At 60.8% G+C, this 15,018-nt stretch carries 15 protein-coding genes; 11 read left to right on the top strand and 4 right to left on the bottom strand.

Annotated elements, in window-relative coordinates; genetic code table 11:
- The first annotated feature begins 53 nt into the window (after nt 1-53).
- Nucleotides 54-1,097 carry an esterase-like activity of phytase family protein gene (locus B7Y43_RS04735; RefSeq protein WP_374130466.1) on the top strand — a complete coding sequence of 348 codons (1,044 nt, stop codon included), beginning with the start codon at nt 54-56 and terminating at the stop codon, nt 1,095-1,097.
- On the opposite strand, the gene rpmB is transcribed toward B7Y43_RS04735, so the two are convergent.
- On the bottom strand, nt 1,098-1,397 hold the full coding sequence (rpmB, locus tag B7Y43_RS04730) for a bL28 family ribosomal protein (protein ID WP_374130501.1): 300 nt from the start codon (nt 1,395-1,397) through the stop codon (nt 1,098-1,100).
- A gap of 154 nt (nt 1,398-1,551) precedes the next feature.
- Between rpmB and B7Y43_RS04725 the strand changes: the two genes are divergently transcribed.
- The 6 genes from B7Y43_RS04725 to B7Y43_RS04700 all read left to right on the top strand — a co-directional run bounded on the left by B7Y43_RS04725 (nt 1,552) and on the right by B7Y43_RS04700 (nt 6,254).
- Complete coding sequence (locus B7Y43_RS04725; RefSeq protein ID WP_374130465.1) at nt 1,552-1,830, top strand: hypothetical protein; 279 nt, start codon at nt 1,552-1,554, stop codon at nt 1,828-1,830.
- Nucleotides 1,831-1,915: 85 nt separating this feature from the next.
- Nucleotides 1,916-2,365, top strand: a complete 450-nt coding sequence (locus tag B7Y43_RS04720) for a nucleoside deaminase (protein WP_374130464.1) — start codon at nt 1,916-1,918, stop codon at nt 2,363-2,365.
- Between the two features lie 71 nt (nt 2,366-2,436).
- Nucleotides 2,437-3,750 carry a hemolysin family protein gene (locus B7Y43_RS04715; protein WP_374130463.1) on the top strand — a complete coding sequence of 438 codons (1,314 nt, stop codon included), beginning with the start codon at nt 2,437-2,439 and terminating at the stop codon, nt 3,748-3,750.
- 589 nt (nt 3,751-4,339) lie between these two features.
- Nucleotides 4,340-4,915, top strand: coding sequence for a hypothetical protein (locus B7Y43_RS04710; protein ID WP_374130462.1), 576 nt, complete (start codon nt 4,340-4,342; stop codon nt 4,913-4,915).
- Nucleotides 4,912-5,337, top strand: a complete 426-nt coding sequence (locus tag B7Y43_RS04705; protein ID WP_374130461.1) for a hypothetical protein — start codon at nt 4,912-4,914, stop codon at nt 5,335-5,337. The genes B7Y43_RS04710 and B7Y43_RS04705 overlap by 4 nt, the downstream gene beginning before the upstream one ends.
- Nucleotides 5,334-6,254, top strand: a complete 921-nt coding sequence (locus B7Y43_RS04700) for a sterol desaturase family protein (protein ID WP_374130460.1) — start codon at nt 5,334-5,336, stop codon at nt 6,252-6,254. The genes B7Y43_RS04705 and B7Y43_RS04700 overlap by 4 nt, the downstream gene beginning before the upstream one ends.
- Before the next feature lie 456 nt (nt 6,255-6,710).
- On the opposite strand, the gene B7Y43_RS04695 is transcribed toward B7Y43_RS04700, so the two are convergent.
- Both B7Y43_RS04695 and purD read right to left on the bottom strand, forming a co-directional pair.
- On the bottom strand, nt 6,711-7,277 hold the full coding sequence (locus B7Y43_RS04695) for a hypothetical protein (protein ID WP_374130459.1): 567 nt from the start codon (nt 7,275-7,277) through the stop codon (nt 6,711-6,713).
- Between the two features lie 78 nt (nt 7,278-7,355).
- A complete protein-coding gene (purD, locus tag B7Y43_RS04690) occupies nt 7,356-8,621 on the bottom strand; it encodes a phosphoribosylamine--glycine ligase (RefSeq protein WP_374130500.1) in 1,266 nt (421 codons plus the stop codon).
- Between purD and xseA the strand changes: the two genes are divergently transcribed.
- The 3 genes from xseA to B7Y43_RS04675 are packed head-to-tail and all read left to right on the top strand — an operon-like array spanning nt 8,620 to nt 11,232.
- Nucleotides 8,620-10,008, top strand: coding sequence for an exodeoxyribonuclease VII large subunit (xseA, locus tag B7Y43_RS04685; RefSeq protein WP_374130458.1), 1,389 nt, complete (start codon nt 8,620-8,622; stop codon nt 10,006-10,008). The genes purD and xseA overlap by 2 nt on opposite strands.
- Before the next feature lie 55 nt (nt 10,009-10,063).
- Nucleotides 10,064-10,264, top strand: a complete 201-nt coding sequence (locus tag B7Y43_RS04680) for a DUF2093 domain-containing protein (protein WP_374130457.1) — start codon at nt 10,064-10,066, stop codon at nt 10,262-10,264.
- Complete coding sequence (locus B7Y43_RS04675) at nt 10,261-11,232, top strand: M23 family metallopeptidase (RefSeq protein ID WP_374130456.1); 972 nt, start codon at nt 10,261-10,263, stop codon at nt 11,230-11,232. Before B7Y43_RS04680 ends, B7Y43_RS04675 begins: the two co-directional genes overlap by 4 nt.
- Nucleotides 11,233-11,264: 32 nt before the next feature.
- Here B7Y43_RS04675 and B7Y43_RS04670 read toward each other — a convergent pair whose 3' ends face one another.
- Nucleotides 11,265-11,804: a hypothetical protein gene (locus B7Y43_RS04670; RefSeq protein WP_374130455.1), complete on the bottom strand. Its 540-nt coding sequence runs from the start codon at nt 11,802-11,804 to the stop codon at nt 11,265-11,267.
- 260 nt (nt 11,805-12,064) lie between these two features.
- Here B7Y43_RS04670 and B7Y43_RS04665 point away from each other — a divergent pair, with 260 nt between their 5' ends.
- Nucleotides 12,065-15,001 carry a TonB-dependent receptor domain-containing protein gene (locus tag B7Y43_RS04665; protein WP_374130454.1) on the top strand — a complete coding sequence of 979 codons (2,937 nt, stop codon included), beginning with the start codon at nt 12,065-12,067 and terminating at the stop codon, nt 14,999-15,001.
- Nucleotides 15,002-15,018: the final 17 nt, after the last annotated feature.

Genomic DNA, 15,018 nt, shown 5'->3' with positions numbered 1-15,018 from the left:
TTCAGGGAGCGATAGGCCTTACGCTATTGGGTGACTGGGCTAAGAACAAGTTCATGCAGCCGCCCCGCGCGCCCCTTTTCTGGTCAATCCTATTGCTATGGCTCGGCGTGCCAAGCTGGTCGACGGTGGCAAGACTGCCGCTGCTCGGGCCCCGGCCCGACTTCAGCGCCACGCCGGTGCGCCTCTATCCCGCAGCACCCGCCAATGCGCGACTGGGCAATCTGGTATTTGATCGCGGCTATCGCCTGACTAGCCCCGACCCCAGTTTTGGCGGGTTCTCATCCTTGATCGTTACGGGCGATCGCTTTCTATTGCTCAGTGATGGCGGCAATATCGTGCGCTTCCGGCTCGATTCGACCGGGCAGCTACATGATCGCGATTTTGCCGAATTGCCCGGTGGCCCCGGCACGGGTTGGGAGAAGAGCGATCGCGACAGCGAATCGATGACGCGCGATCCGGCGAGCGGAACGATCTGGGTGGGCTTTGAAAATGCCAATGCGATCTGGGCGTACCGTCCGGGTCTGCGCAAGGCGTTGCGCCACGCGACCCCAAAATCAATGCAGGATTGGCCCACCAATGGCGGTGCCGAAGCCATGGTTCGTCTGCACGATGGCAGTTTTCTGGTGTTGAGCGAGACCGGCCATTGGGGGACCAACATATCCAGCCGGCATGATCGCGCGGCGATTCGCTTTTCTGGTGATCCCACCCGCAACCGCCGGCAGGGGTTTCGCTTTAGCTATCGGCCGCCGCCTGGCTTCAACCCCACCGACATCGCCGAGCTACCCGACGGGCAGCTGCTGGTGCTCAATCGCCGCTTTGGCTTGCCCAGCGGCTTTACTGCGGCGCTGACCATGGTTGATCCGCGCGCGATTGCGCCGGGCAAGACGGTGCAGGGCAGGGTAATCGCGCGATTCGCGCGCGCCGTGCTCAGCGATAATTATGAGGGAATCGCGGTGGTGCGCGAAGCCGATGGCGGAATCGGGCTCTGGATCGTCTCTGACGACAATCAGTCACACCTGCAACAAAGCCTGTTGCTGCATTTTCGGCTTGATGTAGCGACATTTGGCGCACGCAACCGCGTGCGCCACCTGCCGTGATCAGGCGGCTGCCGTTGTCGGTGCCAGCTTTTTCTTGATATCGCGCTTCAGGCGACGGGCCTTGAGCGACAGCTGGTCATCGGCGGTCTTCACCAGCCAATTGTCCAACCCGCCGACATGTTCGACCGAGCGCAGACCGTTGGTCGACACCCGCAGCTTCACACCGGTGCCGAGCGCATCGGACAACAGCGTCACATTCTGCAGATTCGGCAGAAAGGTCCGCTTGGTCTTGTTGTTGGCGTGGGATACGTTGTTACCCACCTGCCGGCCCTTGCCGGTCAGTTCGCAAATACGCGACATTGCTTGAATTCCTGAATTCTGGTTGCCCGGAAAGAGGGCGCGGATAGCCAGTTCGGGCCGTGCAGTCAACCGATTCACGCTTTGGCATGAAACTAACTGCGCATTGGCGGCGTTATTACGCAAACGGTTCGATACCCCAGAGGAGACCTACTTCATGCGCGCGATTTTGATTCTTGTCGGGCTTGCTGCCCTTGCCGTGGTTGGTGCCTGGTCGATTGGGTTGATCAGCATCGATCAAAACAAGCTTGCCCAGGCGCCGCAACTCAAGCTTGAAGGGGGCCAGGCGCCCGAATTCACCGTCAATATGGCCAAGATCGAAATCGGCACGGAGAATAAGACGATCGACGTCCCCACCGTTGGCACCACGCAAAAGACGATTGCCGTGCCAACCATGTCCGTAGAAAAGCCAGCCAATAGTCAGGATGCCGAGTGATTAGGCCTGAGGTGGCCGGGCATCTCGGATCTGCGGCACAACGCCCGATCTAGCCAATCCGGGCAAGATCGGCGCATAAGCACGCATGTTTCCGCTGCCAGAAGCGATGCGGGCCGCGTTGGCGGCGGCGCGTGCAGCCGCCTTGGCGGGTGAGGTGCCGGTGGGCGCGGTGATCGTCCAAGACGGGCAGATCATCGCCACCGCCGCCAATGCGCCGCGCGCGCTGCATGATCCCACCGCCCATGCCGAAATCTTGGCGATTCGCGCGGCGGCGGTGGTGCTTGGCCGCGATCGGCTTGATGGCTGCGATCTGTGGGTGACGCTGGAGCCCTGTGCGATGTGCGCAGGCGCGATCAGCCATGCCCGGATCGACCGGCTTTATTATGCAGCGGATGATGCCAAGGGCGGCGCAATCGCACACGGCCCGCGCTTCTTCACCCAGCCGACGTGCCACCACCGGCCAGAAGTTTATGCGGGCATCGGCGAGGGCGAGGCAGCGGCGCTGCTCAAGGACTTTTTTGCGGCGCGTCGCTGAGCGCCTTTGATCTTAATTCATGCGGCATGTTGTTAAGCGCGCCGATTCGCTGCAAAGGGCGTGATAGCGCCATGGCACCGCTTCCCCCCTTTCCCTGGATAGACGTCGCAATCATTGCGGCCCTGGTCATCATCAACGGCGTCTTTGCGATGTCGGAGCTGGCGATCGTCTCGTCGCGTCGCGCGCGGCTGGAGGCGATGGCGCGCGCCAATATTCGCGGCGCGCGCGCTGCTATTGCGCTGGCCGCCGATCCCGGCAAATTTCTGTCAACGACGCAAATCGGCATCACGCTGATCGGCATCATCGCTGGCGCTTATTCCGGGGCAAGTCTTGGCGAACCCGTTGGCGCCCGGCTGGCCTTGATGGGCATGGCAAACGATTTGGCGCAGACAGTTGGTTTTGTAACCGTGATCGGCATCACCACCTTTGCCTCGCTAGTGGTCGGCGAACTGGTGCCCAAGCAGATCGCGCTGCGTGCGCCCGAGGCGATTGCGGTGGTGATGGCGGCGCCGATGCAGTGGTTGGCAGTCGCGACCGCGCCGGTGGTCTGGCTGCTCGATTCAACCAGCGCGGGGCTGTTCTGGCTGATGCGGTTGCAGCGCGAATCGGAAGATCATGTCACCGCCGAAGAGCTGCACATGATTGTCGCTGAAGCCTCCAAATCTGGCGTGATCGAGGAGCATGAGCGCTCGATCATTTCCGGCGTCGTGCGGCTGGCGGATCGTCCGGCGCGCGAAGTGATGACGCCGCGCACTGATATCGAATGGCTTGATGTTGATCTCGATGAGGCCGGCATCCGCGCCGCGCTGACCACCGCCACCCATACCCGGTTGCCGGTGGTGGAGGGCTCAGTCGATGCCGTGATCGGCGTCGTCCAGGCGCGCGATATTGTCGCGGCGGTGTTCGCTGGCGAGCCGCTGTCGCTGCGCAAGCTGATGCGGCATGCACCGGTGGTGCTTGATCAAGTCGATGCGATGGACGTGCTCAACGCGCTGCGCCGCGCTGAAGTGCCCATGGCGCTGCTGCATGACGAATATGGCCATTTTGAAGGGATTGTGACGCCAGCTGATCTGCTGTCGGCGATCGCCGGTGAATTTGCGTCGGATGCTGATCCCGATGACGAACCCAATGTCGTGGTGCGCGACGATGGCAGCCTGTTGGTCGCAGGCCAGATGGCGGCGGACGCGCTCGCCGAACGGCTTGGCATCGATCTGCCCGAGGACCGCGATTATGCGACCGTCGCCGGGCTCGCGCTGGCGGTATTCCGGCATTTGCCGGGCGAGGGCGAAAGCTTTGTCGAACAGGGCTGGAAGTTCGAAGTGGTCGATCTCGACGGGCGGCGGATCGACAAATTGCTGGTTAGTGCTGTGGTGCGCGCGGATTAGGCCGTACACTCATTAAACCGGCCAGTCGGCTGTCGCCCCACACTGCCCCATTCAAATGCTCCAATGACTGGTCTGCTAGCGGACGTTTATTGAGGCTGGGGTTCAGGTTGGGCCCGGATGCGAATGTTCACGAATGTTCGCACTGATGCGATAGTTTCGCCAGATCGTCGTCAGGGGGCAACCCTTTGGCGAGGCAGGCAGTGCTTCCCAATGGCGAAGTGAAGTCGGTCAACGGTGTGAAAGAGCGAGGGACGTGTAGCACGAGTCGTTATTGTAGGACAGGATTGGCCGGTTTCGCCCCAGTTGTCGCCATTTAAGGCGTCTTCAGCCAATCCCGAAAGCCGCCGCTCATTTTGTACTCGTCGCGTTATGAGGAATGGCGCCCCCTAGGACATTGCTGCCATTTCCTGTTTATGCGTCGAACGTTCGCTGTCAGTGGGAAGTGACATTTAGGTTTTCGTGGCGCCAAGCCTTTGAGCGAGCGAGGCTGAAGGTTTGCTCACAGGCAGCTTTAGAGGGATTGGAGAAGAGCGGTGTCGGGTCAATTCGTTTTGTGTCAGACACAATTTTTTGGATATGGCGGCAAGTTATGGATCATCTGCCCCTACACTTCGCGTTGAGCGAGGCGCTGATCGTCGTCGCGGCGATATGTGCGGTTGCGCTGACGTGGCGCGTGGATCGGTGGCTTGCAGTCGGTCTAGCAGCTATCGCTGTCGCTGCATTTGTTGCGGTGATCCGAATTGCCGCTCGAATGACCGGCGACATCGTAATCCTCCACGAATTTCTATCGCAATATGGCACGATATTTGGCCTTGGTTGCATATTTGGGGCGCTGTTGGGGTGGAGAGCATGGCTACCCCCGGTGCTCGGTGCGGTTGCTGCGGCGCTGAGCATGACTTTTCCCGAGGTCCATCCGTTGCTATTGGCTGCTTTGATTCTGGTTGGCGCAGCCTTGGTCTATCGCAACACAGCGGACCGGAAATTTCTGGCTGCGGGCAGCTTTGCCTTCTTGCTGTTCGCGGGCCTTGCCAGCATGCCGTTCCGTGCTGACTATCCGGCACTTGGCTGGCACATCTTCCACACATTGGTGGCTGTCTGGTATGTGTTGGTCGTGGCCTTTGTGCTAGGTTCGTTCTCGATGCGCAGCGAGGGGGTATCATCATGACAGCCGCATTACTTGGCCCGCTTGTATCATTGACGGCCACGGCTTTTCTGATTTGCCTGACCTATTTTCTGGGATTTCGCGGCGGGCGGCGTTTTGGGAGCGAAGATGAGTTTCTGGCGTTGAGCGCACCCTATGGCGGGGCCACGCAACATCTGATGGACGCTGGCGGGGCAGGCGGCATTGCGTTGCTTCGTGATGGCCAGCTACTCGTTGCAAAAATGGTTGGCGATAAGGTCGCAACACGGATCTTTCCGCAGTCGGCTGTTGATTCGCTTGTAAGTTCATACGCCTCACCGGGTGAGCGTTTGTCGATCAAAATGCAGTTCAAGGATTTGGGATTTTCAGCGGTGACGTTGAAAACGACATTAGTTACTCTGCCCGCTTGGCTTGATATGCTCCAAAGAACAGGAAATAAATCGTGACTCCAGAAACTCCTGCGTGGGCAACGGCCAATATTCTGGGCATCTCAATTGCTGTATTTTTCTTCGTGATCATCGCGGAGATGTTATGGGCGCGTCGCCGTAACAATGGTGCTTATGAAGTCAAGGACACGGCCACTTCGTTAGTGATGGGCGCTGTCAGCTTGTTTACCGACGCGGCCTATGCGGGCATCCATCTGGCAATTATCCTACTCGTCTATGATGCACGGCTTTTTGATATCGGCTGGACATGGTGGGCGCTGATCCTGTGCTTTTTTGCTGAGGATTTTGTTTATTATTGGGGACACCGGCTCAGTCATGAGCATCGGCTGTGGTGGGCGAGCCATGTGATTCACCACTCATCGCAGCATTTCAACGGCTCAACGGCGTTGCGGCAATCATGGACAGGATTGTTGGGAATTGGTTTTTTCATCCGTTTGCCATTATTTTTCATCGGTTTCCCGCCTGCGATGGTGTTTCTGTTTGTCGTGATCACGGCCGCCTATCAGCTGTGGGTGCATACCGAGGCAGTAAAGAAGATTGGCCCGTTCGAATGGATATTGAATACCGCGTCGCACCACCGCGTCCATCATGCCACCAATCCCAGCTATCTTGATACCAATCATGGCGGGTTCCTGATCATTTGGGACCGTATGTTTGGAACTTTTGCCGCCGAGCGCGATGACGAACCGTGTCGCTATGGCATCGTTTCCAATCTGGGTACTTTTAACCTTTTTCGTGTTGCGCTGCATGAATGGGCGGCCATTGCCAAGGATGTGGCCGGAGCCCGTTCGGCGCGCGATGTCATCGGCTTTGTCTTCGGCCCGCCCGGATGGAGCCCCGACGGGTCACGCCAGACATCGCGTTCAATCAAAGCTCAATGGGCGCGGGAAAATGAAACACTCGTCGCGGCCGAGTGAAATCTGGAAATTCCAGTGATTACGGTGACATTTGGCGCGATTGTAAAAATGGGTCAATCAAGTATATGAGCCCCAAAAATCCCCCTGAGAATGAATCACTGCTCAGTGAAGTTCGCAGCGGCGCATAGTCCTAACGCGACGATTGACCACACCAAAGCTCGGTTCTGGCTGCAATTTGCGGGTTCGGGTCGCAACTGATCAATGTCCGACAGCATGAATGAAAGGGCATCTCGACGATCCGCTTCCTTAACTGCGAATGGCCGCTGTCGGTGTGAGCAGCCTGTTCGGAGAGCGAGGCAGGAACGGCGACAACTGGGTCGACTGCTGCCGTCGCGGCGCAGCGCGATCGAAGGGCGGCTATCGGCTTTGAGCTTCCCGAAAGCTGTCGGACAGGAATCCACCCAAAGTCGGCCCTTCAGCCCTTGTGCCGGTAGCGGTCGTTGATGGGTTGACGTCCTAACCCCCCAGCTTGCCAAAGGCCGCTTCGAATCCCGCCTTGTCGCCGGTCGCCAGCAACCGCGCCTGTTCGATCCAGCGATCCCGCGCGATCCGCCCGACAAAGCTTTCCATCTGCGCATCCAGCGCGGTGATTTCGTCGGGCGAGAGGACCGCGAGCTGATCGATTGTGGTGATGCCCAGCGCCGCCAGCCGCGCCGCCGCTTTTGGCCCAAGCCCCTTTAACAGCGTGACGGGTAATGGTTCACCCGATGCGGACTCCGCCGTTGGTGTCGCGGCAACCGGATCAGAGACAGCGGCGTCGGCGCGGGTGGGCTGAGGATCTGACTCGGTCGTCGGGGCAGCAGGCGCGACGGGGGGTTCGATTGGCGCGTCCGGCGCAATCACCGTCGGGCTGTGGCCGGCGTCCACGGCATGGCGCTTCGCCTCGGCGATTTCGCCTTCCTTGACGCGGCGGCGCATCGCTCCCCACAGGATCATCGCAACGGCGAAGATGATACCCAGGGTAATCAGGACAAAGCTGACCGAGGTCATCGTTCCGGCGCCGGCTGTGGTACTGGTCAACATGGCGTCACTCTCCTCTGGCCGTGCGGCGTACCCTGGATAGGGGCCGTGGGGTCGTGGTCCAACCGCTGCGGCCAGTCATCATACCGATTCACGGGCAATTTCGCGCCACCCGATATCGCGTCGGCAAAAGCCGCTCGGAAAATCAAGGGCGTCAACACCGCGATAGGCCAGCGCCTGGGCGGTGCGGACATCGGCGGCGCGGGCCGTGACGGTCAGCACTCGGCCGCCGCTGGCGACCAGGGCGCCGTCGATGTCGCGCGTGCCCGCCTGGAAAATCACGGCGCCAGTCGCCGCTGCTGCCGCCAGATCACCGATCGCGCCGCCCGCTTCGGGCGTGCCGGGATAGCCGCGCGCGGCCATCACCACCGTCAACGCGACATCGTCCGAAAATACCGGTGCGGGGCAATCCGCCAGTGTCCCCTGCGCGGTCGCGAGCATCAGCGCGAGCAGATCGCTCTCCAGCCGCAGCATTAGCACCTGGCATTCGGGATCACCGAAACGCGCATTATATTCGATCAGCTTGAGGCCGTCCGCGGTCAGCATCAGCCCGGCATAGAGCACGCCCGAAAAGGGCATGCCGGCATCGGCCATTGCCTTCACCGTCGGCGCGATGATCATGTCGATCGCCTGCGCCTCCAGCGCCGGGGTCAGCACCCGCGCGGGGCTATAGGCGCCCATGCCGCCGGTATTGGGGCCGGTATCGCCATCGCCGACGCGCTTGTGGTCCTGCGCCGATCCGAAGGGCAGGATCGTGGTGCCATCGGTCAGCACGAACAGGCTGGCTTCTTCGCCGGTCAGAAATTCCTCGATCACTGCATCGCCGCCCGATTTGCCAAACATGCCCTCCAGCGCCGCTTCGGCTTCGTCGCGGGTGGCAGCGATCGTCACGCCTTTGCCGGCGGCAAGACCATCGGCCTTGATCACCACCGGCAGGGCGAAATCACCAAGCGCCGCCAGCGCGCCGTCGCGCGACGTTACCCGGGCATAGCGCGCCGTCGGAATGCCGGCGCGCTTGCACAAATCCTTGGTGAAGCCTTTGGAGCCTTCAAGCTGCGCCGCTTTGGCGTCGGGGCCGAACACCGCGATCTTCATTGTCCGCAGATTATCCGCCAACCCGTCAACCAGCGGCGCTTCCGGCCCGATCACGACCAGCTGGATCGAATTGCGCAGGCAGAAATCGATGATGGCGCGGTGGTCCGCGGGATCAATCGCGGCGATCACTGCATGCTGGGCTATGCCCGGATTGCCGGGTGCGGCATAGAGGGTGGACAGGCCCGGCGATTGTGCCAGTTTCCACGCCAGCGCATGCTCGCGGCCGCCCGATCCGATCAGCAGGACGTTCATGGTCAATAGCTTCTCCGATGATGACGACACTGGCGGCAGCGCCCGGCTGGTAGCCGAGACGCTCCCCGGCGACAATGCAGCCCCTTTGAGCGTCGGCGAATTGTCGCTGAAGTTGAAGCGCTTTGTTGAGGGCGAGTTCGGCCATGTCCGGCTGCGCGGCGAGATATCGGGCTATAAGCGTGCGGTGTCGGGCCATGTCTATTTGGCGCTGAAGGACGACAGCGCGGTGATCGACGCGGTGATCTGGAAAGGCGCAGCGAACGCGCTGGCCTTTACCCCGCAGGACGGGATCGAAGTGATCGCCACCGGCAAGCTCACCACCTATCCGGGCCGTTCCAAATATCAGATCGTGATCGATCGGATGGAGCTGGCCGGCGAAGGCGCGCTGATGGCGCTGTTCGAAAAGCTGAAGGCGAAACTGGCAGGCGAGGGGTTGTTCGATCCGGCGCGCAAGCAGCCCTTGCCCTTTCTGCCGCGCACAATTGGGGTGGTGACGTCGCCGACCGGGGCGGTGATCCGTGATATCCTGCACCGGCTCGCGGATCGCTTTCCCAGCCATGTCATCGTCTGGCCCGTGGCGGTACAGGGCGAGGCGGCAGCGGGGCAGATTGCCGCCGCCGTGCGCGGCTTTGATGCGATTGCGCCGGGCGGGCCGGTGCCGCGCCCCGATCTGGTGATTGTCGCGCGCGGTGGCGGCTCGATCGAGGATCTCTGGGCGTTCAACGAGGAAGTCGTTGTCCGCGCCATCGCCGATTGCCAGATTCCAATCATCTCCGCAGTTGGCCATGAAACCGATACCAGCCTGTCCGATTTCGCCGCCGATCTGCGCGCGCCGACGCCAACCGCCGCAGCCGAGATTGCGGTGCCGGTGCGCGCCGATCTGATCGCGACTGTGGCGGGCTATGGGGTGCGTGCTGAACGCTGTGCGCGGCGCTATCAGGAGCGCGGTCGCGAGCGGCTGACGGCGCTGGCGCGGCTGCTGCCCCGACGTGACGCCTTGCTCGGGCCACAACGGCAACGGGTCGACGATCTCGGCCAACGGCTCGATCGCGCGCTGGAAGCACGGGTAACGCGCGGTCGCCGTCAGCTTGATCGTGCCGGCACGGTGCTGCGGCCAGCGATGCTCGCACGGCAGCTGTCGGGCGCGCGCGATCGGCTGGCGCGGACTGGCAAGCTCCTTGATGCGCTTAATCCCAAGGGCTTGCTCAAGCGCGGCTATGTGCTGGTTGAGGCGCGGAGCGGCGGGGTGGTGACTACGGCCGAAGAAGCCCGGGCGGCTGGCGCGCTGATGCTCCACTTTGGGGATGGAGCGGTTGCGGCGCGGGTTGAGCGCACGTCCGCAAAGCCCTATGAAAAACCCGTCAGCGCCCAGCCCAGCCTGCTATAACGGATCTGGAACGCAGCTGGGCAGATGCCCGTCGGCCCGTTGAGGAATACCCGCCATGTTGATGTCGAATACTGATCGCGCCGCCCGGCTGCATTATATGGCGAACAGCTTTCGCGTGCTGGCCCCGGGCGATCACGTCGATTGCGCGGTGACGGGCGAGCGCATTCCACTCGATGCCTTGCGCTATTGGAGCGTGGCGCTGCAACAGCCCTATGCCAGCGCAGCGGTGGCGATGGCGGCGATGACGCCGGCATGAGGCGGCCGGGGGGCATTCATCGCGCCAGACGCTTTGCCGCCGGGGTTGCGATCATGATCGTCCAGGGCAGCTGCATCGCGCCCGCCGCCGAACGGCCCGAAGCGCCGTCAGCCAAGCCGATCGCCAAGCCAACCGCGCCGGCCCCGGTAAAGCCGATGGCGCCGTCTGCCATCACCGCCAATCAGCGCCTGCTCACGCAGACTGGCTTTCGACTGGCCGGGCCGATGATCCAGGGCGGCACGGTGATCGGCAGCGTTCCCGCCGGCACCACGTTGCTCAGCTTTAATGGCGCGCCCTTGCCGATGACGGCGGATGGCCGCTTCCTGATCGCTTTTGATCGGGACGCCCCGGCCAGCGCGACGCTGTCTGCCACGCTCGAAGACGGACGCCAGATCGATGAAGTGCTGACCGTGGCCAGGCGGGCATGGAATATCGAACGACTCAATTCATTGCCGCGCTTTGCCCAGCCCAGCGAAGAGTTCGACCGGCTGCGCCCTGCCGAGCTTGAACAGATCAATGCCGCCCGCCAGATCAGCGTCAATTCGACCGGCTGGCAGCAACAATTTCTCTGGCCAGTGGTCGGGCGGCTCTCCGGCATGTTCGGATCGCAGCGCATTTACAAGAATGGCGAGGCGGGCAGCTATCATTCGGGCAGCGATGTTGCGCAGCCGACCGGCACGCCAGTAATCGCGCCGGCCGATGGCGTGGTGATCCTCGCTGCTGATCATCCCTTCACGCTGGAGGGTAATTTGCTGATGATCGACCATGGCATGGGGCTCAACAGCGCCTTCCTGCACCTCTCGCGGATCGACGTGCGGGTGGGCGAAACGATCAAGCGCGGCCAGCGGATCGGTGCCGTCGGCATGACCGGGCGAGCGACCGGGCCGCATCTTCACTGGTCGCTCAAATGGCACAACAGCCGGATCGATCCGCTGCTGCTCGCCGGGCCGATGCCGGTGGTGCAATAGCGGTGGCGATGGCAACCAGCCGGGCTGCAGGGTCAGCGAACCCGGTTTACTTGGATATAGCGGCTGCCGGCGATGCTGGCGCGAAAACTGCCTAAGCTACCGCGGATAATGTTGACCTTATCACCCGGGACCGGTGGATATCTGCCGAGCGATTCGCCCATCCGCCAGATCGTGTCATCGTCCAGCGTCAGGGTGAAAAGCTGCTGACCAGCCAAACCAACCTTGATGATTTTAGCGGTGATCTCCTGAACGTCGCTCTCGCTCGATTCCCCCGGCTTGCCGAATAAATTGATGTTGGGCAGGGCAAAGCCGAAGAGCGAGCGACGCGCTTTCTTTACCTCGGCGCGATCAACCACGACGATCGACTTGTTCTCCTGGGCCGTCACCAACGCAGCAGCAGTGCGATCAAAACAGGCCAAGCGCTGGGTCGCATCGGCAATGCTGCGGCATGCGGTCAACTCCGCCACGACCCGGGATGCGCCCTCATCGGTGGTTTGATCGATCGTCGCTGCGGCAGCCATCGTTGGCATTGTGATCATAAGACTTGCTATCAGCAGAACAAAATTGCGCACGTCCCATCTCCCAAGAATGACCGCTGGTATCGCGCGACCGCCCTATGCTGACAAGGCAAAACGCAGCTAGGTGTATTGCTGCTATAATACGACAACCATGTTGCAGTTTTGTCACTTCGAAGCTCAAAAAAGTGATGTCCTGCGTTTCTCCATTGCTGCTGTGAAGGGCCCGACTTTATACCGATGCTATCTGTAGGATACCCTTGCTGGGTTTCTTCGATAAAGTTCGGGCTGCGTTTAGCCTCTAGAAGGGGAAAAAAATGAAGAGCAATTTCCGCAACAGTTTGCTGGCATCGACGTTGTTGATCGGCGCTACCGCGTTCGCATCACCGGCACTTGCCCAATCTGGTCCATCAGAGGCTGATTCGTCGGACGCCATTGTCGTCACCGGTTCGCGCATCGCGCGTCCGAGCCTTGATACGGCTGCGCCGCTCAGCGTCATTTCGGCTGAGGAATTCAAGCTCAGCGGTTCGGTCAACGTCGAGCAGGTCATCAACCTGCTGCCGTCGGTTATTCCTGGCACCACGGGCTTCTCGAACAACCCCGGCGGCGGCATCGCGACGCTCAACCTGCGTGGTCTGGGTTCGGCGCGTAACATCGTCCTCGTCAACGGTCGTCGCTGGATGTTCTACGATACCGCCCAGACGGTCGATTTGAACACGATCCCTGCGTTCCTTCTTGAAGGTGTCGACGTGGTGACCGGTGGTGCATCGGCAGTGTACGGTTCGGACGCCATTGCCGGCGTTGTGAACTTCCGTCTTCGCAACAACCTTTCCGGTTTTGAAGCTGGCGCCCAGTATTCGGTAACCGAGGCTGGCGACGGCACGCGTTTCAACGGCAACCTTGCCTTTGGTTCGGACATTGGTGACGGTCGCGGGCACATTACGGCTTATGCCGAATATTATCGCCGCGACGCGGTGTTCCAGGGCGATCGCGATTTCTCGCGGTTTGCACTCGCCGATAATGGCGCCGGTGGCTTTGCTCCAGGCGGTTCGTCGACCATTCCGGCCGGCCGCTTCTCCGCGCCTGCCACGGCAACCGTTAACGGTGTCGCGCTGAACCGTGCCGCCGGCACGGTGTTCAACGGCTTTGGTGGTATCTCGCGCGATGGGACCTCTTCACTGAGCCCCTATGTTTCCGCGACAGACATTTATAACTATGCACCGGTCAACTTCCTGCAGGTGCCGCAGGAGCGTTATCTGCTCGGTGCCTTTGCCGACTATGAAATCAACGATTATGTTACGGCATATTCGGAAGTTTCGTTCGTCAACAACCGCGTTGACAACGTCTTGGCGGCGACGCCTGTCACCGGTTCGTTCAACGTCAACATCAACGCTGTTTCGCCATTCCTGACGGCAGCAGACGTCACGGCGCTGCGGCAATTGGATGCCAATGAAACGGCGATCAACGTAGCCCGCGCCGCCAACGGCCAGACTCCTTTGTTCGCTGGTCTGGCAGCCGCTGCAAACGCCACAGGCGTTGTGCAGCTCGCCATCAACCGCCGCACGGTTGAAAGCGGCGGTCGTGCCAATCTCGACGAGCGCAACGCTTTCCGCGTTCTGTTCGGCCTGAAGGGCAATATCGGCGAAACCGGCCTGAAATATGATGCCTATTACAGCTATGCACGGACGCGGAATGCGAACGTGCAGCAGGGCAACATTTCGCGGGCGGCATTCCAGCGTGGTCTTGATGGTACCGATGCTGCGATCGATATCTTCGGCCCGAACACGCTGAGCGCAGCATCGATCCGCCAGATTTCGATCGTTGCCCAGAACAACGACATCTCGACGCTTCAGGTTGCCAACGGTACGGTCAGCGGTAACCTGTATGACCTCGGCTGGGGCGGTGGCCCAATCGGCTTCGTGGTCGGCGGCGAATATCGTCGGGTCGCATCGCAGTTCATTCCTGATACCGCGCTGTCTTCGGGTGACGTCATCGGCTTCAACGCTGGTAACGCCACGGCAGGCAGCTATGATGTGAAGGAAGGCTTTGGCGAACTTCGTATCCCAATCGCCGCCAATCAGCCCTTCTTCTACAGCCTCGAATTGTCTGTTCAGGGTCGTTATTCGGATTATTCGATCCGGTCGATCGGTGGCGTAGGCACCTATGCTTTCGGTCTGGAATGGGCACCCATTCGTGACATCAAGTTCCGCGGCCAATATTCACGCGCTGTTCGCGCACCGAACGTCGGCGAATTGTTCGGTGGCTTGCAGACCGGCTTCCCAACCGTAACCGATCCCTGCACCACTGCAGCGGCACTGGCTCCTGGCGGTTTGCGGAATACCTGTCTCGCAACTGGCGTCCCCGCTGCCAATATCGGCCAGGGTGTTCCTTCAGTTCTGCAGGCAAACACCCAGATCCAGGCACAATTTGGTGGCAACCCCAATCTGAACGCTGAAGAGTCGACCTCGTACACCTTTGGTGCGGTGTTGCGGCCTAGCTTCATCCCGCGCCTGTCGCTCACCGTCGATTACTTCAACATCGAAATCGGTAACTCGATTGCGACGGCGGGTGGCGGCGTCGCCAACATTCTGAACCTGTGCTACAATGTGTTCCAGGATCCGAACAACGGCTTTTGCCGGTTGATCAACCGTAACGTTGGTACGGGCTCGCTTGACGGTCAGATCAACCCTAACGGCTCCGCATCGGTGGTGTTTGGTGGTGCGGCAAACCTGTCGTCGCTGTCGACCTCCGGCATTGACTGGGAAGTGAACTATCTTCAGCCGCTGGACTTCGGTCTCGTCTCCAGCTCGTCGAAGCTCAGCTTCAACTTCCAGGGCACCTGGACGGACAAGAACACGTTCGTCCCAGTGGTTGGCCAGAACACGTCGATCGAATGCGCTGGCTTCTTCGGCAACACCTGCGGCACGCCGCAGTCGAAGTGGAAGTTCAACTCGCGTCTCAGCTGGCTTGACGGCCCGCTGACCACCAGCCTGCGCTGGCGGCATCTGTCGGCAGTCAACGATGATGATGTGACGACGCTTTATTCGGTGGAACGCCTTGCCGCTTATGACGTGTTCGATCTGACCATGGCGTATGAAGTGACCAAGAACCTCACTTTGACGGCAGGTGTCAGCAACATCGGCGGTCGCACGCCACAGCTGATTGGCGACAATCAGGAGCAGGCAAACACCTATCCTGGTGTGTATGACGTGCTTGGCCGTGACTTCTTCGTCGCGGCGCGCGTTCGCTTCTGATCGAAGGCAGCATCTAA

This window comes from Sphingomonas sp. 28-62-20 (assembly GCF_002281505.1).
The sequence above is the reverse complement of the archived record's forward strand: the minus strand, read 5'-3'. Positions and strand labels throughout refer to the sequence as shown.